Source organism: Mycobacterium sp. OAS707 (assembly GCF_014873705.1).
Taxonomy (GTDB): Bacteria; Actinomycetota; Actinomycetes; order Mycobacteriales; family Mycobacteriaceae; genus Mycobacterium.
The window spans coordinates 116,202-136,587 of sequence record NZ_JADBDS010000004.1; the positions used below are offsets into that span (position 1 = coordinate 116,202).

Annotated in this window: 20 protein-coding genes, 1 tRNA gene and 1 pseudogene; 8 read left to right on the forward strand and 14 right to left on the reverse strand. The window is 66.0% G+C overall.

What is annotated here, in order from left to right; all coding sequences use genetic code 11:
• Window positions 1-36: 36 nt before the first annotated feature.
• The 3 genes and pseudogenes from GGC64_RS25500 to GGC64_RS25510 all read right to left on the reverse strand — a co-directional run.
• Window positions 37-429: pseudogene (locus tag GGC64_RS25500) on the reverse strand (arsenate reductase ArsC); the annotation flags it as partial.
• A 2-nt stretch (window positions 430-431) separates the two neighbouring features.
• Window positions 432-1,199: an MIP/aquaporin family protein gene (locus tag GGC64_RS25505; protein WP_192725378.1), complete on the reverse strand. Its 768-nt coding sequence runs from the start codon at window positions 1,197-1,199 to the stop codon at window positions 432-434.
• Between the two features lie 5 nt (window positions 1,200-1,204).
• Window positions 1,205-1,606: an ArsI/CadI family heavy metal resistance metalloenzyme gene (locus tag GGC64_RS25510; RefSeq protein ID WP_192725379.1), complete on the reverse strand. Its 402-nt coding sequence runs from the start codon at window positions 1,604-1,606 to the stop codon at window positions 1,205-1,207.
• A gap of 101 nt (window positions 1,607-1,707) precedes the next feature.
• Between GGC64_RS25510 and GGC64_RS25515 the strand changes: the two genes are divergently transcribed.
• Together GGC64_RS25515 and GGC64_RS25520 are read left to right on the forward strand one after the other, a co-directional pair.
• The gene (locus GGC64_RS25515) at window positions 1,708-2,067 is read left to right on the forward strand and encodes an Rv2640c family ArsR-like transcriptional regulator (protein WP_192725380.1); all 360 of its coding nucleotides are present in this window, start codon (window positions 1,708-1,710) and stop codon (window positions 2,065-2,067) included.
• A gap of 20 nt (window positions 2,068-2,087) precedes the next feature.
• Window positions 2,088-2,588 carry a hypothetical protein gene (locus GGC64_RS25520; RefSeq protein ID WP_192725381.1) on the forward strand — a complete coding sequence of 167 codons (501 nt, stop codon included), beginning with the start codon at window positions 2,088-2,090 and terminating at the stop codon, window positions 2,586-2,588.
• A gap of 41 nt (window positions 2,589-2,629) precedes the next feature.
• Here GGC64_RS25520 and GGC64_RS25525 read toward each other — a convergent pair whose 3' ends face one another.
• The 5 genes from GGC64_RS25525 to GGC64_RS25545 all read right to left on the reverse strand — a co-directional run bounded on the left by GGC64_RS25525 (window position 2,630) and on the right by GGC64_RS25545 (window position 11,126).
• Window positions 2,630-2,917 (reverse strand): hypothetical protein, encoded by a 288-nt coding sequence (locus GGC64_RS25525; protein ID WP_192725382.1) that lies wholly within the window; start codon window positions 2,915-2,917, stop codon window positions 2,630-2,632.
• A 53-nt stretch (window positions 2,918-2,970) separates the two neighbouring features.
• Window positions 2,971-6,054 (reverse strand): lantibiotic dehydratase, encoded by a 3,084-nt coding sequence (locus tag GGC64_RS25530; protein ID WP_192725383.1) that lies wholly within the window; start codon window positions 6,052-6,054, stop codon window positions 2,971-2,973.
• A gap of 14 nt (window positions 6,055-6,068) precedes the next feature.
• Window positions 6,069-8,225, reverse strand: coding sequence for a peptidase domain-containing ABC transporter (locus GGC64_RS35345; RefSeq protein WP_192725384.1), 2,157 nt, complete (start codon window positions 8,223-8,225; stop codon window positions 6,069-6,071).
• The gene (locus GGC64_RS25540) at window positions 8,222-8,686 is read right to left on the reverse strand and encodes a hypothetical protein (RefSeq protein ID WP_192725385.1); all 465 of its coding nucleotides are present in this window, start codon (window positions 8,684-8,686) and stop codon (window positions 8,222-8,224) included. Before GGC64_RS25540 ends, GGC64_RS35345 begins: the two co-directional genes overlap by 4 nt.
• Before the next feature lie 358 nt (window positions 8,687-9,044).
• A complete protein-coding gene (locus GGC64_RS25545) occupies window positions 9,045-11,126 on the reverse strand; it encodes an Ig-like domain-containing protein (RefSeq protein ID WP_225952466.1) in 2,082 nt (693 codons plus the stop codon).
• Between the two features lie 10 nt (window positions 11,127-11,136).
• On the opposite strand from GGC64_RS25545, the gene GGC64_RS25550 reads away from it, so the two are divergent.
• The 3 genes from GGC64_RS25550 (at window position 11,137) to GGC64_RS25560 (ending at window position 13,049) form a co-directional block, all read left to right on the forward strand.
• Window positions 11,137-11,688: a hypothetical protein gene (locus GGC64_RS25550; RefSeq protein WP_192725386.1), complete on the forward strand. Its 552-nt coding sequence runs from the start codon at window positions 11,137-11,139 to the stop codon at window positions 11,686-11,688.
• A gap of 94 nt (window positions 11,689-11,782) precedes the next feature.
• A complete protein-coding gene (locus GGC64_RS25555) occupies window positions 11,783-12,379 on the forward strand; it encodes a TetR/AcrR family transcriptional regulator (protein ID WP_192725387.1) in 597 nt (198 codons plus the stop codon).
• Between the two features lie 136 nt (window positions 12,380-12,515).
• Entirely contained in the window at window positions 12,516-13,049 is a 534-nt protein-coding gene (locus GGC64_RS25560; RefSeq protein WP_370582329.1) for a hypothetical protein, read from the forward strand.
• Window positions 13,050-13,062: 13 nt separating this feature from the next.
• On the opposite strand, the gene GGC64_RS35190 is transcribed toward GGC64_RS25560, so the two are convergent.
• Window positions 13,063-14,709, reverse strand: coding sequence for a hypothetical protein (locus GGC64_RS35190; protein ID WP_304611123.1), 1,647 nt, complete (start codon window positions 14,707-14,709; stop codon window positions 13,063-13,065).
• Window positions 14,710-15,369: 660 nt separating this feature from the next.
• Here GGC64_RS35190 and GGC64_RS25570 point away from each other — a divergent pair.
• Window positions 15,370-15,609: a hypothetical protein gene (locus GGC64_RS25570; protein ID WP_192725388.1), complete on the forward strand. Its 240-nt coding sequence runs from the start codon at window positions 15,370-15,372 to the stop codon at window positions 15,607-15,609.
• Window positions 15,610-15,855: 246 nt separating this feature from the next.
• Here the strand turns inward: GGC64_RS25570 and GGC64_RS25575 are convergent.
• Window positions 15,856-15,941: transfer RNA gene (locus GGC64_RS25575), tRNA-Tyr, on the reverse strand.
• Window positions 15,942-16,046: 105 nt separating this feature from the next.
• On the opposite strand from GGC64_RS25575, the gene GGC64_RS25580 reads away from it, so the two are divergent.
• Window positions 16,047-16,538, forward strand: a complete 492-nt coding sequence (locus GGC64_RS25580) for a YajQ family cyclic di-GMP-binding protein (protein WP_192725389.1) — start codon at window positions 16,047-16,049, stop codon at window positions 16,536-16,538.
• 31 nt (window positions 16,539-16,569) lie between these two features.
• The gene (locus GGC64_RS25585) at window positions 16,570-17,595 is read left to right on the forward strand and encodes an NAD(P)H-dependent glycerol-3-phosphate dehydrogenase (RefSeq protein ID WP_192725390.1); all 1,026 of its coding nucleotides are present in this window, start codon (window positions 16,570-16,572) and stop codon (window positions 17,593-17,595) included.
• Window positions 17,596-17,613: 18 nt separating this feature from the next.
• On the opposite strand, the gene GGC64_RS25590 is transcribed toward GGC64_RS25585, so the two are convergent.
• The 4 genes from GGC64_RS25590 to grcC1 form a co-directional block, all read right to left on the reverse strand.
• Window positions 17,614-17,766 (reverse strand): hypothetical protein, encoded by a 153-nt coding sequence (locus GGC64_RS25590; protein WP_192725391.1) that lies wholly within the window; start codon window positions 17,764-17,766, stop codon window positions 17,614-17,616.
• A 56-nt stretch (window positions 17,767-17,822) separates the two neighbouring features.
• The gene (locus GGC64_RS25595; RefSeq protein ID WP_192725392.1) at window positions 17,823-18,368 is read right to left on the reverse strand and encodes a hypothetical protein; all 546 of its coding nucleotides are present in this window, start codon (window positions 18,366-18,368) and stop codon (window positions 17,823-17,825) included.
• Window positions 18,369-18,414: 46 nt separating this feature from the next.
• Window positions 18,415-19,293, reverse strand: a complete 879-nt coding sequence (htpX, locus tag GGC64_RS25600) for a zinc metalloprotease HtpX (protein ID WP_192725393.1) — start codon at window positions 19,291-19,293, stop codon at window positions 18,415-18,417.
• Window positions 19,294-19,370: 77 nt separating this feature from the next.
• Window positions 19,371-20,378 carry a nonaprenyl/(2E,6E)-farnesyl/geranylgeranyl diphosphat synthase gene (gene grcC1, locus GGC64_RS25605; protein ID WP_192725394.1) on the reverse strand — a complete coding sequence of 336 codons (1,008 nt, stop codon included), beginning with the start codon at window positions 20,376-20,378 and terminating at the stop codon, window positions 19,371-19,373.
• Between the last annotated feature and the right edge of the window lie 8 nt (window positions 20,379-20,386).

Sequence of the window (20,386 nt, forward strand, 5' to 3'; positions counted from 1 at the left end):
CCCTTGGATACCGCCGAGCAGCGAAGGCTAAACGAGTCAAAGGAGGAGCTCGGTCAGAAGTTGGCGAACTCGGCGCTCGATCTCATCGCGGACGGGCCGTACTTCGTCGACCGGCCTGCCTGCCGGGTCGGGCAGCACCCAATCTTCGTATCGGCGGCCCGGGATGACCGGGCAGGTGTCACCGCATCCCATCGATACGACGACGTCCGCCTGCTCGACCATCTCCTGCGTCCATCGCTTGGGCTGCTGACCGGTGATGTCGATGCCGACCTCCGCCATCGCTTCGACCGCCGCCGGGTTGACCTGATCCGCGGGTTCGGATCCGCCGGAGTAGGCGACCGCCCTGTCACCCGCCAGCCGCGTGAAATAGCCGAGGGCCATCTGCGAACGACCGGCATTGTGGGTGCACAGAAACAACACAGTCGGCTTCGTCATCGTCGCTCCGAATCCTCGGTGGGCGTTGAAGGTCCATGGGGCACAACGACTTCGTCGGCACTCTGCTGAACATCGGGATACAGCACAACCACCAGGGCAAGTCCGATGACCGCGCCGACTATCTGAGCCGCGATGAACCCCGGCGCCGAAGACGGTGCTATCCCGGCGAACGTGTCGGAGAAGATGCGACCGATCGTGACGGCCGGGTTGGCGAATGATGTGGAGCTGGTAAACCAATATGCGGCACCGATATACGCGCCGACGGCTGCCGCGGACAGACCTGCCCGACCCGTGCGCGCGAGAGCGAAGATCACCGCGACGAGGCCAGCGGTTGCGACGACCTCGCCGACGAGATGGCCTACCGTGACGCGGTCTTTCGTCGAGATCTCCAATACTCGACGGTCGAACATCAGGTTGGCCAACAGCGCGCCGAGGACACCACCGGATACCTGAGCAAGGCTGTAGGCCAACACGTTTCCACCGGTCATGCCTGTCCCGGCGCGCCGACCCAAGAGCCAGTCGGCGGCCGAGACGACCGGGTTGAAGTGAGCACCGGAGACCGGTCCGAACAACAGGATCAGCACGGCGAGACCAAACGCGGTGGCGACCGAATTCTCGAGCAACTGCAGCCCCACATCGTCAGGCGACAGTTGAGCCGCGGCGATGCCCGAACCAACTACCACGGTCACGAGAAGCCCGGTGCCGACAAACTCGGCCAGCAGCCGTCGGCCAACGGGGTGGCCCGCGCCGGTCCTGTTGTTCACCGGCGTCAGCAGCAGGATGCCGGGGTCTGCGAACCGAACGTCTCCGAGTCCGCCAAGACGGTGTAGACCTCCCACTTCTCGCCCGCGGGTCCAGTGACCCAGACCTTGTCTTGCTTGGCGAAGCAACAGGTGGTGCCCATTTCCTCCTCGGTGAACAGGCCCTCATCCGCCAGGCGAGAAATCTCGGCATGCACCTCGTCGCTGGACTTCACCTCGACACCGAGGTGGTTGATGGTGCCGCCCTGACCGGGGTTCTGCAGCAGCACGAGCTTCAGCGGCGGCTCGGCGATGGCGAAGTTGGCGTAGCCGTCCTTGCGCTTCGCGGGTTCGGTGTTGAACAGCTTTGAGTAGAACTTGATCGCTTCGTCGAGGTCGTCCACGTTGAGTGCGAGCTGGACACGGGACATGATGACACCCTTCCTGGGTTGTGAGACATATATCGAAATGGCGCCGCCCTCATCATGCAAACCTTTTTGATATATGTCAACAAGCCTGGCACCATGGGTTCATGCCCAAGACGTTGCCGACGGTCGACATGTCCGCCCCGGTCTGCTGCGCGCCCGTCGCCGCCGGACCCATGAGCGACGATGCCGCCCTCGAGGTGGCGCTGCGCCTCAAGGCGCTGGCCGACCCGATGCGGGTCAAAATCATGTCGTGCCTGTTCGGTTCCTCGGCAGGCGAAGAGACGAGTGGGGATCTGGCGGCGGTGCTGCTATTGAGCGAGTCGACGGTGAGCCATCACCTCGGTCAGCTGCGCCGGGCCGGCCTCGTTGAATCCGAACGTCGAGGCATGAACGTCTTTCACCGTGCTCGCCCCGACGCGCTGACCGCGCTGTGCACAGTGCTCGATCCCAACTGCTGCACGTAATCTTCTGCGACACTCGGGCAATGACCCGCGACGGTCTGAGCAGTCTCGTCGGCGTGAGCGCCGGGTTGCTCGCGTTCGCGGTGTCGCTGTCTGCGCCTGCCGGTGCCGACGCTGCGTCCTGGAACGGCGAGTACGCGATCACGTTCATCGTCGGCCCGAAGGCGGGAACGAGCGTCGCGGCCGGACAGCCTGAGAGCCAGTACACCGATACCTACACATTGAGTTCGAGCTGTGCGGGTGGAAAGTGCACCGCCACGATCGTCGGCGGCCCTGCACCGAGGAATCCCACGGTGCCGCAGCCGGTCCAATTCACCTGGGACGGGTCATCGTGGACGCAATCCAGTGAGTTCCAATGGGATTGCATGATGCCCGACACGACGATCGAGTGGGACCCCGCCCGGGCTGACGTTCGCTACACGCCCCAAGCCGACGGAACGCTTGCCGGCACGATGCACACCGAAATCTTGAGTGGCACTTGCCAAGGCACGCTCGAGATGAACATGACGGCCGAGCGCGTCTGACGCGAGCGCGGGCCAACCGGCCCGCCTCGCGCGACCCTGGCTTAGCCGCCCGACGGGTTGAAGACGCGGCCGCCCGAGGGGTTCAGAACAGAGCCGCCCGACGGGTTGATCACCGAAGTGCCAGCCGACTGAACAGAGCCGCCCGACGGGTTGATGACCGACGTGCCCGAAGCGCGGATCACCGAGGTACCCGAGCTGATGGTCTGCTTGTCCGTGCCGGCAGCGGTGGATACGCTGGCGCCGCCGCCGTGGGCGATGCGCAGCTCGCTGTCGGTGAGGGTGCGGATGCTCTGCCGGCGCAGCGCCAGCTTCTTGCGGTTGGTGTTCATGATCTCTCCTGTTTGTGGTCGCGGCCCCTGGTCGGCCGCGTCAGAAGAGAGCATCAGTTGTCGCGCTTGGAACTTTCTTGGCGCGGCACCCGGGCGAGACGGCTGGCGTAATCGCGGTCAAGAAAGCTCAGCAGGACGAGTTCGTGTGTGCGCGCGGCGGAGCGCAGCAGCCGAATGGCGTTCAGGTGACTGAAACTGCGCAACAGGTTAGGGAAATCCTGGGTCAAAAGACCGCGTCGGCCACGGTCTGAGAGCTCAGCCAGCAGCGGGACGAGCTGTTCGGAGCGTTGCCGGAAGACCTGGCGCGCCGACTCGTACGGATGGTCTGCGGTGTCGTCGAGCAGCGCTGCGAGACCTGCGCGCTCGGTGCGCCAGCGAGCCCCGATGCCGGAGTCCAGAGTCGGTGCGTTCGGATACTCGATCCGGTAACCGGCAGCGCCGTCCTTGGACCACTGCCGGCGCTGTTGGATGTCGAGGCCGGCGTCGGCCAGCAGGCGGTCGGTGGCATACAGGCACAGCTGCCAGCGTGCATCGGCCAGCTCTTCGTCGTCGAGCATGCTGAGCACGGCCAGCACCGCATCGCTGTCCGCCGCGTGGATCTGCTCGGCGAGCGCGATGCCGTCGTCGCCGCCATACCGTTCTATCTCGCGGTGGTAGGTGTCCAACGCCAGCTTCGACACCATGCTGTCGGCGAGGTGTGGGGTCACTGCGTCGGTGAGGGCCGAAAGCGCTTGTTCGCGAAGCGCGGACGGGTCGCCGTGAAGCCGCAGCCGCAAATGGTGCTCGGGATCGCGATACCGCAGAAAAAGCCACTGATCGATGACGCCGTCCTGCCGCAATCCGTTGATCACCGGTCCGATGGTTTCGGTGAGGATGCGGTCAGCGGTTGCGGTCCCGGTGTAGATCTTCAGGTAGAGCCACTCGCTGCCTGGCGCGAAAGTGCGTTGCACCCGAGGTGGATGCCACGGCTCCGGGCTGGGCGCCGGCTCGGCGCGCCGGATGAACGGCACGATGAGTTCCTGGGCGAAGCGCCCCTGCGGGCCGGTGGCGACATCGTCGCGCAGCACCTCTTCCACCACCGCGCCGGTTCGACCGCGCAACACTTTGGCGGCGGCGGCACTCAGCGCGGGGCTGGTGGTGTCGACATACAACCGGTTGTCGCCGTCGGCGATGAGCAGCTCGGACGGGAGGCCACGCTGCCGGCTGAGGGTCGACCAACCGTCGGCCGCATCTGCTCCCGTGACCAGGCTGAGCTCGGCGTGCGAAAGCCGCCAGCGGGCTCGGGCCAACACGAGCCGGCCTGCGGTGACGCGCGGCAGGGTCGGCGCGTTAGCCACCGCACCCCAGTCCCATGCCAGCCCAGATGCGACCCCGGCCCGTTGAAGTGCCGCGAGGAACCGGTACACGCCAAACCCACGCCAGGCCGGGTTGTGTGCAGTGGTCAGGCGCGGCCGGACCTCGACGTCCAGCCGTGGGCTGTAGAGGACGAGTCGCTGCCCGTCCATGCGCAGAGTCAGCTCGTCGACATGTAGTTGACGGTCGGCCGGAACCCCCGAACGTCCAAGCAGGACCAGCTCGTAGTCGCGTAACACCGGCCGGGCCAAGATGTTGCCGATCCTGCCCTCCGGCAGGTGGACGAGTTCGGCGAACACGACGCCGGGCGCATGGTCCTCTTCGGCACGCAGGTGGGCTCGAACGGCATCGTGGAGTCGCGCGTCGCCGTGACAGAACCGGCCGAGCAGCTCGGCCCCCGAAGGGCCGGTGGCGCTGTGGATTTCGATGCCGTCCTCGAGCATGCACGCGAATACGGCTAACGTGTCCGGCAGCGGCAACGGTGTGCCGGTCTCAAGGCGTGCGACGGTTTGCGCGTCCAGTTCCAGCCTGTCGGCACCGCTGTCGCGGGCGCGGATGACCATGTCGAGAAGTGCGGCGTCGCGCGCGGTGAACTCCGATGAGCCGGCTACGCCTCCGAGATCGAGGCCTGCCAACAGCGGCGACTCGTCGGCGGCGGGATGTGTCGACCGGTCGTACCCGATGCCCATCTCCTCGTCGAGAGCCTCCATCAGCGGGACCTCGCGATCCTCGTAGCGCTTGGCGAACTCGGCCTTGAACCGTGACAGCGCTGGATCCTCGCGACCCGAAGACAACCGATGAAGCAGGTCCACCGCCTCGGTGAGCAACGCGACGTCGCCGCGCCCAAGGGTCAAACCCGTTCCCGCACGGTGCAAATCGACCTGGACCAGTCGGGCATCGTCGCCTCCGCCCGCGAGGTCGAGCAGGGTCTCCGTGACGGCGGCGTAGCGCTCGGGCGGGTTGCCGACACCGGCGGCATCCATCCGCGCGAGTTCCTCGGCGACCAGTTCCAGCGCGTTGACCGACTCCCCGAGGTCGTGCTCGCGCAGCGACGTCAGAACGTGGGTCAACGGTTCAGGGCCCGTCACTGCCGGCTCTGCCACCGGGGTCAGCACCTTCGCCTCGACGAGCGCATCCACGTATTCACGTGCCTCGTCATGGTCGACACCTGTATGCGCCTGGACGGCGGCAGCGATCTTGTTCACCAGGCAGCCACCCGCGGCCGCATCCAAGGCGACCCGCAGTGGCTCGTCGTCCTCGATCACGACGAGGTGGTGGGTGCGACGGCCTTGCCGCAGCCGGCTTTCGATGATCCGCATCGCACCGGCCGCGCGGTATCGGCTCGAGTTGGGTTCGACAACCATCGCCGACCGCGTCGACGGCTCTGCAATGAGCCGGTCAACGAGCGATGCCAGCACCTCGGTGTCCGGCCGGCTGTGCCGACTGGTCCCTTCCGGCCCGTCGATGCACAAGGCGGTCGTGTCGCCGATCGCTCCCACCGAGCATCCGGCAAATAGTCCGAATGGTGTTGCGCGCGTGCACATTCGGACGAGGTAGGCGGTCACTGCAGCGGCCACCCGGTCATCGGCGTTCCCGTCGGTCAAGCGGCGCACCAACCCCGGCGATGCGAGATAGAGCGCTTCGCGAACGTCCGGCCGATCGGCCAGGGCGCGCCAGTACTCGGGGTCGGCGCGCAGCCGGTCCAATTCCTCCATCGGCAACAGCGGGGCGCGCATCACGAAGAACCCGCTTGACGTCAGCGGGGTTCCGCTTCGCTTGCCCACGTGACTGCCCTTCTCTAGTGCGGAGTTTCGCCGACGAGCTGACCGGACACCAGTTGCGCATAGTGACCGCCGGCCGCAAGCAGATCCCGGTGGCGGCCGACCTCGACGACCCGGCCGGCATCCATCACCACGATGTGGTCGGCGTCGATGACGGTGGCGAGGCGATGCGCGATCACGATGACGGTGCATTGCAGGCGGGCGATGTTCGCGTGCACATGCGCTTCGGTGACGGTGTCGAGATTGCTTGTCGCCTCGTCGAGCAACAGGATCCGGGGCGACGGCGCGAGCGCCCTGGCAAGGGCCAGCCGCTGGCGTTGCCCACCCGATAATGAGGCGCCCGCGTCGACCAGCGGGGTATCCCAGCCCATGGGCATGGCGCGGATGTCGTCAGCGACACCTGCGATCTCGGCGGCGGCCTCGAGTCGGTCCAGTGGTAGATCCGGGTGTCCCAGCACGAGGTTGTCTCTGATCGACAGTCCGAAGATGTACGGGTCTTGGGTGACGACCCCGATCTGGGATCGCACGCTGCGCGGGTACAGGGTGGCCAGGTCGATTTCGTCGAGCAGGACGCGACCCTGCGACGGGGGGTAAAGCCCCAGCAGCAATCGGCCCAAGGTGGACTTGCCGGAGCCCGAGCGGCCGACGATCGCCACCAATTGCCCTGGGCGCACGTCGATGTCGGCAGCATCGACGGCCGGCACACCGTGCGGGTGATACCGGAAGGTGAGCCCTTCGGCGCGCACCGCACCGGTCAATGGCGGAGCAGGCCGCAATTCGCGGCCATCGGTCTCGGTCGGTGTGTTGATGACGTCTTCGATGCGGGCGAGGTAGCTGCCCAGCAGCTGGATCTGCAGGGCGGTGCCGACCAGGACGGCAAGCGGTTCCAGGAATGCGCCACCGAGCGCGGCCAGCGCGAGCATCGTGCCGAGCGAGAGCTGACCGCTGCCCACGAGGTGAGCGCCCACCAATAGCACCGCGATCGGCGACAGTAGCGCCAGGCCGTGAATCGCGGTTTCCACCGCGGCGGAGAGCCGACCGCGCCGCAGCGAGACGTTCATCTCTGCGATGAACAAGTTGGTCCAATGCGTCACGGCGCGCCGTTCTGCGCCTGCGGCTTTGAGCGTTTCTACCGCCGAGAACATCTCGTAGGCGTACGACTGTGATTTGGCTTCGGTGGCCAGCGCCTCGCCCATCAACTGTTGATTGCGCCGCCTCGCGGCCAACAACACCACCACCTGCGCTGCGCCCAATGCGACGACGAGGACGCCGAGCAGGGGAGACAGTGCCAGTATCGCCACCAAATAGAACGTGGCCAGTGTGCCGTCGAGCAGGGCGGCGATGGTGCCGGTGGTGAGGACTTCGCGGACAGTCGCGTTGCTGCGCAACCGCATCATCAGGTCGCCGGATGATCGCTTCAAGAAGAACGCATACGGCAGATCCACCAGGTGCTCGAGAAAATCCAGCGTCATGTCGACATCCAGGCGGCTGCGCAGCCGAAGCAACAGATGGGCCCGTAGGAAGTTCGCGATCACTGAATAGCCGACAAGCGCGACCATCACCGCCGCAATGACTTTCAACAGATGCTCGTCGTTCGCGGGCGCGATCCGGTCTACGACCACCCCCGTCAGCACCGGCACCGCGAGTGCCATCAGCCGTACCACCACCGAGGTGGCCAGCACCTTGCCGAGGCCACTCGATCGTCTCAACAGTCGGAGGGCGTGCTGCCACGCACCGTTGGTTGCCCGTCCACCCGCAGTGAATTCGGCGGAGGGTTCGAGCAGGATCGCGACGCCGCTGTACAAGTCGTCGACGGCCTGCCAGCTGACCCGGTAGCGGCCTGCGGCGGGATCGACCACCGTCACCCCGCGGCGCGACGTCGACTCCAGGACCACGAAATGTGCTTGACCCCAATGCAATACGCTGCCGCGAGGTAACACCCCCAGGTCGTCGAGTTCGGTTGCCACCCCGCGGGCGCGCAGACCGTAGGTAGTGGCGGCCTCGGCAATCCGCAGCGCGTCGGTGCCGTCACGACCGGTGCCGGTGGCGGTATGCAATTCCGACAGCGGAACATGCCTGCCGTGATAGGCCAGGGCCATCGCGAGCGCCGCTGCGCCGCAATCCGCCATCTCGGCCTGCGCGACGTAGGGGATCGCGCGCCGGCGCCACCTCACCACAGTCTCGGCAGCAGCACTGTGATCAACCGTTGCCGCCCCGTCGGTACCAGCAGTTGGCCTGTCGATTCCGGGCCGGGCTGCTTCAGCTGGGCCACCACCTCGGTCGCACCGACGTCGACTACGACTGCGTCATACGTCGCGCCGGACGGGGCACGGAATTGGACCGCACTGCCCTGGGCGGGCGCGGGTCCGCGGTTCACTGCCGGGAGTACCGCAATCACCGAATTGCCTTGCACCGCAGCGGGCAACGACTCGCTGCGCGCGACGGTGACCGTGCCCGCCACCACCGCACCGGCAACCAAAAGCACGCCAAGAGCGGCCAGCCCGGCATCAATCCAGCCCGGCTGCTTGATCAACTCCCCCGGACGGGCACCCCCTGACTGACGGTCGCGCCACCGCTCACGAAATACCGATTCGTAACGAACTTCGCCGTCGTCGGTCATGCTGACCTCACTCACTCTGCTCACCTGCGGCTTCGCCACCGTCATTGTGGCCGCTGGCGGTGAGAGACGCGGCAAGTTCGCCGCGACCGTCGCCCTATCCCGGCGGATAGGAAACCCTTCCCTCAAAGGTGGGGAATCTGGCTTTCCGGCGATTACGGAGTGCCGCGTTGATGACGACTATTGAACTATTCCGCACCGAGCCTTGAGGAGTCCGACATGTCTGACCTTGCGCTTCACCGCCCGGAGACAGCTGCCGTCGATTGGCGCGCGCTGGCGGACCAAGTCTTCCCAGCCGATGCACTGCGGTCAGTGCCGGCCGTCAACCCGTTCGTTTTGTCCAGGAAGTGACCGCACGAGCACGTGCCATCACCGATTACGCGTTCTGCTGGGCTTCCAGCGCGGCCGCCGGATCCGGCAGGCTCTGCACGTCGCCGTCCACGCTGGAGGTGACGAATCCGGTCAACGACTGCTGAAACGCGCTGATGGTCGCATCGGCCTTCAGGTAGCCGGTGTGCGTTCCCGTGACGGTGACGTCGGCGAGGTAGTGCACCGTCGTTTGGCTGCCGTTGTAGTCGGCAGATTCGGTGCCGTTCAGGATCATTCCGTCTTCGTTGACGTAGTTGGTGTAGGTGACCGTGCGGATCGTGCGCGTCGCATTCGCCGGATCCGGCGCCTCGCTGACCACCGCGGTGCCGCCTCCGACGCCCGCATACGTTCCGGTGGCCGGCAACGGCGTCGTCGTCGCGACGTACGTGGCAAGGCTCGGGGCCCACGAATCCGAACTCGGAGTTGACCTGTCCACAGCCACCGGCCCGACGCTGGTCGTGTACTTCAGGTTCGCAATGACAAGCCGTGACACCGTCGGGTCGGTGATGCTTGACTCCCAGAAGGTGACCGCGGTGCCGTCGGGATTCCAGCTGGGCATGCTTCGTGCGGCGTATCCGTCGCCGGTGTCGAACAGCGGAATCCCGTTCTCGCGGTTGAGCTCATCGCCCAGAGCCACCGCCCACTCCTGGTTGGAGACGTTGACCGGTTTCGAATAGAACCCGTATACGGGCGCGCCGATGTAGACCGGCAGGAAGTTCTGCCGAATGATTCGCGTCATCGGCGTCAGTGCGTCGAGCCCGCGCGTGCTTCCGATCGCGATCCACTGCTCGTTGGGTGAGAAGTCCATGTCCTCGTCGTAGTCGAGGCTGGCCGTCACCCGGTGCACCCCTCCGGTGGCCAGGTCGACCTCGATGTCGTCGACATTGCCCGCGTCGAACTGCCCGCCGAGGATCACCACACCCTTGCCGTCAGGCGTCCACTGCTTACCCTCGCCGGTCGGGTAGACCACCCGCGCATCGGTGACTTCGTATCCGGTGGCGGTGCGGTTCAGCGTGCCGACGATCGGCAGGGCCTGCAGAAGGTTGTTGGGGCCCAGCACGATTCGGGTGAACAGCACCTTCGTACCGTCTGGCGAGACCCTCATCTCGCGTTGCCTGTCGAGGATGATCCCCCCGCCGGCCGGCGTGGTGATGGGCACCAGCTGCGGGCCGCTGACGCCGTCTTCCAGCATCGAATAGCGGGGTGGTTGACCCGCCACGTTGACCAGCACGAGCACTCGGCCCGAACCGTCGTCGACCGGAACCGGTTTGGCCAGGTTGCCGGTTTCGCTCAAGGTGACGCCACAGGTCACGCAGCGAGCGTTGGTGCCGTCGACGTTGACCTGATAGATCTCGGAGCGGCCGCCGGCAGTCGGTTGACCGGCGAAGTAGATGGACTTTCCGTCTGCCGAGTAGCGCGGATTCGCCGGGCTACTGATCCCGTTGGGCAGGTCGAGGATCACGCGCGAGACAGTGGGATTGAGAACGGACAGGCCGATGGTCGCCTGATCACTGTGCGGACTGAACAACCCAAGCAGGTTGAACTTTCCGTCCGCGACGGACACTGTGAACGAGTCTGTCTGTGCCGCAGTGTAATTGATGTCGTCCGGCGTGTAGGTGAATTTGCCTGTCGCCTTGTCGATGGTCACCGTGCCGTGCTGCGGCGCCTGGGTGACCTTGTAGGTCAACGCGTCGCCCTCGGGATCGGTGGCGCCGATGTTGCCGGTGACGGTTTGGCCGGTCTGCACCGTCGTGGTCGGGTTGTAGTTGATGGTCGGCGATTGGTTGAAGAGGTTGCGCCGTACCCACGCCAGCACTGCCCACACGACCGGGGTGACAGGTTCCGGAGTGGACGGAGCAGGCGCCACGAACGGTTTGAGCAGGCTGGTGACGACGGTGTTGAGGAATCCCACCATACCGGTGACGGGAGTAGCGAGTTGCGGCGTCGGCGCTGGTGTGACGGGAGCGACGGCCGAAGTGGTCAGCGTTGCGCTTACGGCCGATGGCTCAAGCGTTTTCGCGGCAGGCGTCACCGTCGACTCGGAGACGGTCGCGGAAGTTTGAGCCGTCCCTATCGAGGTTGCCGGCATCGACGAAGCGGTGCTCAGCGACGTGGTTGCGGCACTGACGGTCGGGGTGTGTTTGGAGTTCGATTCGGTCTTCGCCGGAGCGGTTTTCGGCGGCGCGGACTCGCTCGACTTCGGTTCCGTGTCAACACCACTGGTGTGCGCTCCGCCGCTGCTGCTCACGGTGACACCGGAGCCGACCTCGGTGCTCGACGACGTCGTGCCTGAGGTGTTCGGGGTGCCGGTCGGCGTCGTAGCGGTATCGGTGGACGTCGGTCCGCTGGTCGCGGTGGAGGCGCCTGCGGTGGTGGTTCCCGGGGACGGCGTGGCCGTGGATCCCGTCGACTCACCAGTCGAAGTCGTGGATGCCGAACTCGTCGACGACTCCGAGGACGTGCCATTTGTGTCGGCGGCGGCCACCCCATATCCGGTCGCCACGGCGGCGACCAGCCATGCCGTCACTGCCATGCCGCCGTATCCGCCGAGCCGCGCAGCGCTGTGGGCCGCTCTCGCAGCCGGCGCGGGTGCCGCGAACAGGGGGTTGACGGGACGGTTATCGGTCATGGGCTCGACTCCGATGGCGTAGCGACCAATTCTGATCGATCGATCAAATGATAAGGTGGCGCATGTTTAGCACGAGCCGATATCTGGGGTCAACCCCCTCGCGGCTGGGAGCGTGAATGCCGACGCCGCGTAAAGCGAAAGACGACGGCGGCACCCGACGCCGGCTGATCGAGGCGACCGCGCAGATCATGCACGACGAGGGCTACGCGGCCGCCACGTCACGCCGGGTGGCCGCGAGGGCCGGCGTCAGACAGCCTCTCGTCCACTATTACTTCCCGACGATGGACGATTTGTTTCTTGCGGTGCTGCGCGAAGGGGCGGACGCCGCACTCGATGAGATGCGCGCCGCGCTCACCAACGAAGACCCGCTTGGCACGCTTTGGGCCATCAACAGCGACTCTCGTCGAACCGTACTCAACGCCGAATTCATGGCATTGGCCAACCATCGCAAGGCAATTGGCGTTGAGCTCGCCGCGTACGCTGAACGCGTTCGCGATATCGAGACCGCCGCCGTCACCGTCGCGCTGCGCGCCAGCGGCGTCGACTTGGGCACCTACCCGCCGATCGTGGTCTCGATGCTGATCGCGCAGATCGCGCGCAGCCTCTGCAACGAAGCCGCCGTGGGCGTCACCCTCGGTCACGACGAGGCGCGCCGCTTCGTCAAGCAACAGATCGACGCGCTGACCAAACCCTCCACCGGCTCGCACAGTTAGTCTCGCTCGCCCCGCCGATACGGTCTGCAGGCTCGTCCATTGACCGTGATGCGGCGCGGCGCTGCGTGTTGACAGCCCACGCCTCCTCGTGTCAACTTTCTGATCGATCGATCAATAAGCGACGCGAGGGGTATCAGTGGGCATTCGACTCGGCCTGAGGATCGGCGCGATCGTCACCGTGGCAGTGGCAGTCGGTGTGATCGGCAGCGTGGAGCCGACGACTTCGGCATACGCCTCGAACTTCGGCGTCGAACTCAACGGCACCTATCGGGTGATCTCAAACGGCGATTGGGCCAAGAGCAACGAGGTCTTTCTGGATGAGAAGACCGTGGTGCAGACGTGGACAGTGACGTCGAGCTGCACAAGTCCGATCATGTGTACCGGCACGGTGACCAGCGACCAGGGCTGGAGCGCCCCGATGAGGACGACCGGCGATTACTGGAGCGTCGACCGCATCGTGGAGAACTGGATGCCCTGCCCGGACGGTACCGCTGCCGCTGGCGCGCAGAACTTCAAGTTCTGGGGCTGGGATCCGGTGAACAGCTACCGGAATCTGAAGATCGTCGACCTGCTGGCAGGCAAGAACAGAACGGTTGCCGCCAGCGGCGCGTGTGGGGTGAACAGGCCGCTGGTGATCGAGCTGCCGATGCGCCTGGAGAAAGTGTCGTGACCCGGGTTAGGCGTTATCCATGTGCACCAGAAGTGCCGTCATTGCTTGCGGTCGATCCCGATCCAGCGCCCCCGGCGCCGCCTAATCCTCCCTCAGCACCAGGGCCGTCAGCGCCCCCGGCGCCGCCGTTGCCGCCAGTGCCGGTGCCGGTGGTCGCGGTGGCATTACCGCCGTCGCCGCCGCTGCCGGCGTGATACCCGTTGGCCCAACTGGTGCCACCGCCGCTGCCGCCGTCACCGCCTAGCGCGGTGCCGATGCCGGTGGTGGCGCCCCCACCACTTCCGCCGTCACCGCCGTCTTGCATCAGGCCGCTGCCGCCGCCCGAACCGCCTGCCCCGCCGGTAGCGTCACCCGTCCCGACGGTCGCAGTGCCGCCCGATCCGCCGTCGCCGCCCTGACCATCGATGCCCCCGAGGCCGCCATCTCCACCGGCCCCGCCAGCAGCGGTACCTGAGGCGGCCGACGCGCTGCCCCCGCCGCCGCCGCCTCCTGCCGTGCCGTTGTAGATGTCGCTGCCGCCGGCTCCACCCGCTCCACCAGTGGCGACACCCGTGTCCGTGGTGGCATCACCCCCGGTGCCGCCGTCGCCGCTGGCGCCCTCGATACCAAGGCCTCCGCCGTCGCCGCCGGTCCCGCCGCTGGCATCGCCGGTTCTGCTTGTCGCGTCGCCGCCCACGCCACCATCGCCTGCCCATCCGAACAGCAATCCGGTGTTCCCGCCGGCACCACCGTCGCCGCCGGTGGCGGTGCCCGTGCGGGTGATGGCATCGCCGCCGACGCCGCCTTCGCCGCCCGTACCGATCCACATGTTGCTTCCGCCATCGCCGCCGGACCCGCCCTGTGCGTCGCCGATCAGGCTGGTGGCGTCGCCTCCTGCACCGCCGGCACCGGCATTGCCGAAGATGAGGCCGGAGTTGCCACCGTCGCCGCCGTTTCCGCCCGTCGAGTCTCCGCTGTCACTCGAGATGCTGGCGCCGATTCCGCCCGCTCCGCCGTTGCCCCACAACCCGGCACTGCCCCCGTCGCCGCCGTCGCCGTTGTTGACGCCCGCGATCCCCGCGCCACCGTCGCCGCCGCTGCCGAACAACAGACCGCCGCGTCCGCCGTCCTGGCCTGGACCACCATCGGCGCCATTGCCGATCAGCAGGCCACCGTTCTCGCCCGGCTCGTCACCGTTGCTGATGAAAATCCCGACGAACCTGACGGCGTCATATGTGAAGACGCCGATCGCCTCAAACGCAGGATTTCGGATGGGCCCGAATAGTGTTGCCGCAGAAGAAGACCCGGCCCCGAGCGTCGCACTCGATCGCGGGTTGTTGCCTGCCGAGGACCCGGCCATGTGCGGAGTTACCGTCGATGGCGCGAACGCCTGGATCGCCGGCTCGGTACTGAGCACGGGACTGGGGCCGAACACCCGTAGCCCTGGATCGGCGTCGGAGAGAGGGTCTGCGCCGCCGGCGCCGAGCCCGCCGTTCGGACCCGAAGCCGCGATTGCTTGCGTCGCTGAGAGCAGCGGGGTCGGTGCGGGATCCGAACCAATGGCGGCAGCCAACATCGATGTCCGCGTGCTCACGGGTTGTGGATAGGACTGCAACCCGTAACCGTCGTGTGGGCTGCCCACCGCGGCAGCCAACGCGCCTCCGGCAACGGCGGCTCCCATGACCAGTGTCCTACCGGACGGTCTCGCCGCAGTGGTCCGCTTTCGGTGCTTAGCCGTCACCATTGCCCTCCCTACATCGGCAAGTGACTCCGCCCCCGTGCTAGCGCCACTGGCTCCTATCTACCCTCGCGTCAATATTTTGTAACGCGATTGCGCAAATTTTCTTCACTACTCGAGCCACTAATCCGGGGGTCGATCGATGATGCTCAGCAACACTCGGCGTAAATCAGGTCCGCGTCATCACCGGCGCCGTGGACATCGGCCGCTAATTCGATCTTGAATGGACCCGCCTGGCCCACCGTTGACTGGAAGTGCTTGTGCCCCATATGACTTCATGCGCTGGGCGACGGCGATGTTGCCCTTTTTGCGACAGGACGCAATGAACATGTGGATAACGCGGTTCGCGGGCACCGCGGCCTGCCAAGCAAATAGTCCAACTAAATTGCTGATTGCGTTGTCGTGGTGCACGTTCAGGGCCACGGTTCGACGAATGCAGAAGCTCCGCAACCTACGGTTGCTGTACGCGGCGGCATCGATTCCACGCGTCGCGATTCGTAGCGGATTGCCAGAACTTATTCAGCGATCGTCCAGTTGAACGGGGAACTCTCAAGAGATCCGCACGCAATGCAAAGGCGCGCCACAGAGACCAGGAGGGACATCATGCAGCAGTCGACGAAGTTGCGGGCGATACTGGTTGCCGGAGCGACACTCGTGGCCGCGGGCGCTTTCGCAACGGCGCTCGGCGAGGAGACGGTCAACGGCGTCTCCGCGCCGATCGTGTCCAGCGGCGAAATGACACTCGGTAGCACCGCCACCACGACCACTCCTCCGACAGCGGTTCCCATCGCTTCTCCCACCGAGAAGGCGACTGTGCCTTGCGGATTCACCACAGGCTGCTGATCAGTAGCAGCTAAGGCGTCAAAAGCCTTGCGCGGCATCACGCTTGGTGGTGACAACGCGCAGTACGTAGCGCTGCGGCGTGACCGTTTCGCCGGCGGCACGGGTGCCACTAGCCCGATGCGTTTAGTGGACGGCGCTGGCACTGACTGGCGCCGTCCCGGGCTCATCGTCAGCGTTGCCGCACCTACCCTGGCGCGGTACGTCTGACTCGAACGTACGGCCATCGGCCGAAACGACCGCTGACCATGGTGGCAGGTGCAGGATTCGAACCTGCGTAGGCGTTAGCCGACGGATTTACAGTCCGCTCCCATTGGCCGCTCGGGCAACCTGCCTGGGTGCTGCACCGCGGTGTGACCCGGTTTGGTGCGACTAGCAGGGTACAACGAGGATGGGCTTAAGACGAAAACGCACCCGACCACCGAGGAGGACAGGGTCCAATGGCGGATTCATCGTTCGATGTCGTCAGCAAGGTTGACCGCCAAGAGGTCGACAACGCGCTGAACCAGGCCGCCAAGGAGCTGGCCACCCGCTTCGACTTCCGCGGCACCGACACGACCATCGCCTGGAAGGGCGAGGAGGTCATCGAGATCGTCAGCTCCACCGAAGAGCGGGTGAAGGCCGCTGTCGACGTGTTCAAGGAGAAGCTGATCCGCCGCGACATCTCGATGAAGGCCTTCGACGCAGGCGATCCGCAGGCCAGCGGCAAGACCTACAAGGTCAGCGGCACCATCAAGCAGGGCATCAGCAGCGAGAACGCCAAGAAGATCACCAAGCTCATCCGCGACGAGGGTCCCAAGGGCGTCAAGGCGCAGATTCAAGGCGAGGAGATCCGCGTTTCCTCCAAGAAGCGCGACGACCTTCAGGCCGTGATCGCGTTGCTCAAGGGCGCCGATCTCGACGTCGCGCTGCAGTTCGTCAACTACCGGTGAAACAGCAGGTGTCGGCCCTACGCTGATCGGCATGGCACCTGCTCAGCGCGAACCCAACGTCGTCGTCCTCGGGGGAGGATCCTGGGGCACTACCGTGGCGTCCATCTGCGCCAGGCGCGGACCGACCCTGCAGTGGGTGCGCTCCGAGGAGACCGCCGAGGACATCAACAAGAATCAACGCAACTCGAAGTACCTCGGCGACGACACGCAGCTCCCAGAGAACCTCAAGGCCACCAACGACTTTTCCGAGGCTGCGCGCGCGGCCGATGTCATCGTGATGGGCGTGCCGTCGCACGGCTTCCGCGCTGTACTGACCGAGCTCGCCAAGGAACTGCGGCCCTGGGTGCCGGTGGTCTCCCTGGTGAAGGGTCTCGAGCAGGGCACCAATTACCGGATGAGCCAGATCGTCGACGAGGTGCTGCCCGGCCATCCGGCCGGCATCCTCGCGGGGCCGAACATCGCACGTGAGGTGGCCGACGGGTACGCCGCCGCGGCCGTATTGGCAATGCCGGACCAGCATCTCGCGGCGCGGCTGGCAGAGTTGTTCCGCACCAAGCGTTTTCGGACGTACACCACCGACGACGTCATCGGCGTCGAGATGGCGGGCGCGTTGAAGAACGTGTACGCGATCGCGGTCGGCATGGGCTATTCGCTTGGCATCGGCGAGAACACGCGCGCGATGGTGATCACCCGCGCGGTGCGGGAAATGTCGAAGCTCGGCGAGGCGGTCGGAGGGCACCGCGACACCTTCGCGGGCCTGGCGGGCACGGGCGATCTGATCGTCACCTGCACCAGCCAGCGCAGCCGCAACCGCCACGTCGGTGAACAACTGGGCTCGGGCAAGCCGATCGACGAGATCATCTCGTCGATGAATCAGGTCGCCGAGGGCGTCAAAGCCTCGAGCGTGATCATGGAGTTCGCCGACAAGTACGGGATCAACATGCCGATCGCTCGCGAGGTCGACGGCGTCATCAACCACGGCAGCACCGTCGAAGACGCCTACCGCGGGTTGGTCGCCGAGAAGCCGGGCCACGAGGTGCACGGCTCCGGCTTCTGAGCGACTGCTAGCCGCCTACTAGCTCGACTTCTTGCCGCCCTTTTTGCCGCCCTTCTTCGAAGCATTGGGCGTATTGGCGATCTTGGCGGCCCGCGCCTTGCTCATGCCCTTCTTGCGCAGGCCCTCGTACTGCTTGTCGTTCTTGACGCTCGGGCCATGATCCTTCGCCATCGTGCCTCCTTCGTACTCGTTGCATTCGAGTACCCGGATCGCGGTGCGAAGAACACTCAGTTGGAGAACGGCCCCTTGTTGTCCGGACGATAGAGCAGTGGGGATTCCGGATTGAGGATGAAGCTGCCCGCGGGGCTCAGCACGAAGCCCGACTGGCTGCGGTTGTCGACGCACGTCGTCGTCGTGCCGTCGTTGCCGCAGCTGACGGTCTGATAGCTGATCCGCGAACCTGCGGGCAGTGGCTTGGCCGCACCGGCCGCGGCGAAGACGTTGCCCGGCGCAATCGAGAAGCCGGCCACTCCGCCGTAGGCACTGCTGACCAGATTCGCGCCCTCGGGGGCGGCAGGGATCGGACCGCTGCAGCCGTAGCCGTTGCCCTTCTGCAGTGCGCAGATGACGCCGTCGGGCGTGGTGAAGGCGAACCAATTGCCGTCCATCACCGCGTAATCGGACAGCTTGACCGGTGCCAACGCATTGACGTTGGGAGGTGGCGGTGGCTGTGGAGGCGGGTCCGGTGGCGGCTCAGCCGACGCGAAACCCGGCGCGCCGACGACGGCTGCGGCACCCAGAAGACCCATCAAGACTCTGCTCAGCACTGCCATAGCCTATGTGTCGCCGGATCGACCAGCAGTGTTTCATTGCGCAAGCTCAGTACTGGCCTGGTCCGCGGCCTGCCATCGTCTCCAGCCTGCGGATCCGGTCCTCGATCGGCGGGTGCGTCGAGAACAACTTCCCGATCTTCTCACCCGAGCGGAACGGGTTGGCGATCATCAGGTGCGCCTGATCGGCCAGTTGCGGCTCCGGCGGCAGCGGCGCCTGCTGCACGCCCGCGCTGATCTTGCGCAGCGCGCTCGCCAACGACAGCGGATCACCCGTCAGCTCGGCACCCGACTGGTCGGCCTGATACTCGCGCGACCGCGACACCGCCAGCCGGATCACCGTCGCCGCGACCGGGCCCAACAGCGAAACCAACAGCAGCGCAAATGGATTGGAGCCACCATCGCGATTGCCGCCGAACATCCCCGCGAGCAACGCAATGTTGGCCAGCGCGGTGATCACCGCCGCCATCGCGCCTGCCACACACGAGATCAGGATGTCGCGGTTGTAGACATGCGAGAGCTCATGGCCCAATACAGCGCGCAGTTCCCGCTCGTTGAGGATCTGCAGGATGCCCGTCGTGCAGCAGACGGCAGCATTGCGCGGGTTGCGCCCCGTGGCGAACGCATTGGGCGCCGAGGTGTCGCTGATGTAGAGCCGAGGCATCGGCTGGCGCGCAGTGGTGGCCAACTCGCGCACGATCCTGTACATCACCGGCGCCTGCATCTCATTCACCGGCTGGGCATGCATCGCCCGCAGCGCCAACTTGTCGCTGTTGAAGTAGACGTAGACGTTCATGCCGACGGCGAACAACACCGCCAGGAACATGATGTTTCGGCCGAACAGGGCCCCAACGAACACGATCAGCGCAGAGAACCCCGCCAGCAGCATAAAAGTCTTGGCGGTGTTGACGTGCGGATGCCAGGTCATCGGGGCGTCCTCCCTACTAAAACCGGCACAGTCTTCGCTGGGTCAACGTCCGGCCGGCCCCCGCGGGTTCCGCTGCGTCAGCCGTGCCGGTTCACGGTGTAGTCCACCAGCGTCGCCAACGCCTGGCGACCCGGGCCATCCGGCAGGTAGGCGAGCTCATCGCGGGCCTGGGCGGCATACCGCGACACCGTCTCCTTGGCCTGCGCCATGCCCGACGATTTGCGCAGCAGCCGCAGCGCCTCGGCCAGGTCATCGTCGTTCTCCACCGGGCCTTTGAGCAGCTGCCGCAGCCGGTCGCCGTCCGGGCCGGTGTCGCGCAGCGCGTAGAGCACCGGCAGCGTGTGGACGCCTTCACGCAGGTCGGTGCCGGGTACCTTGCCCGATTCATCGGGGTCGCTGTCGATGTCGATGATGTCGTCGGAGATCTGGAACGCCGTGCCGACAATGCCGCCGAGTCGGCTCAGCCGCTCGATCTGCTCCTCGTCGGCGCCCGAGAACGTCGCCCCGAAGCGGCCGGACGCCGCGATCAGGCAGGCCGTCTTCTCGTACACCACCTTCAGGTAGTGCTCGACCTCGTCGACACCCTCGACGACTCCGCGGGTCTCGCGCATCTGGCCCGTCACCAGCTGGGCGAAGGTATCGGCGATGATGCGCACCGCCTCCGGGCCCAGCCTGCTGACGAGGCGCGACGCGGTGGCGAAGAGGTAATCACCTGCGAGGATCGCGATGTTGTTGCTCCAGCGGGCGTTGGCACTCGGGGCGCCGCGGCGCACCTGCGCCTCGTCCATCACGTCGTCGTGGTACAGCGTCGCCAGGTGGACCAGTTCGATGACGGCCCCCGCGACGGTGACCTGCCACGCGTCGGGCTCCGGTCCCAGCCGGGCCGACAGCACGGTGAACAGCGGCCGGAACCGTTTGCCGCCTGCCTGGAACAGGTGTTGCACGGCCTCGGACATCAGCTCATCGGCTTTGCCCAGCTCAGTGGCCATCAGATCTTCGATGCGGGCCACGCCGTCGCGCACTTCCTGCGCGAAATTGGGGTCGCCGAAATCCACCCCCGCCACCACGCTCGCTGGTGTCCTCACCCTGCCAA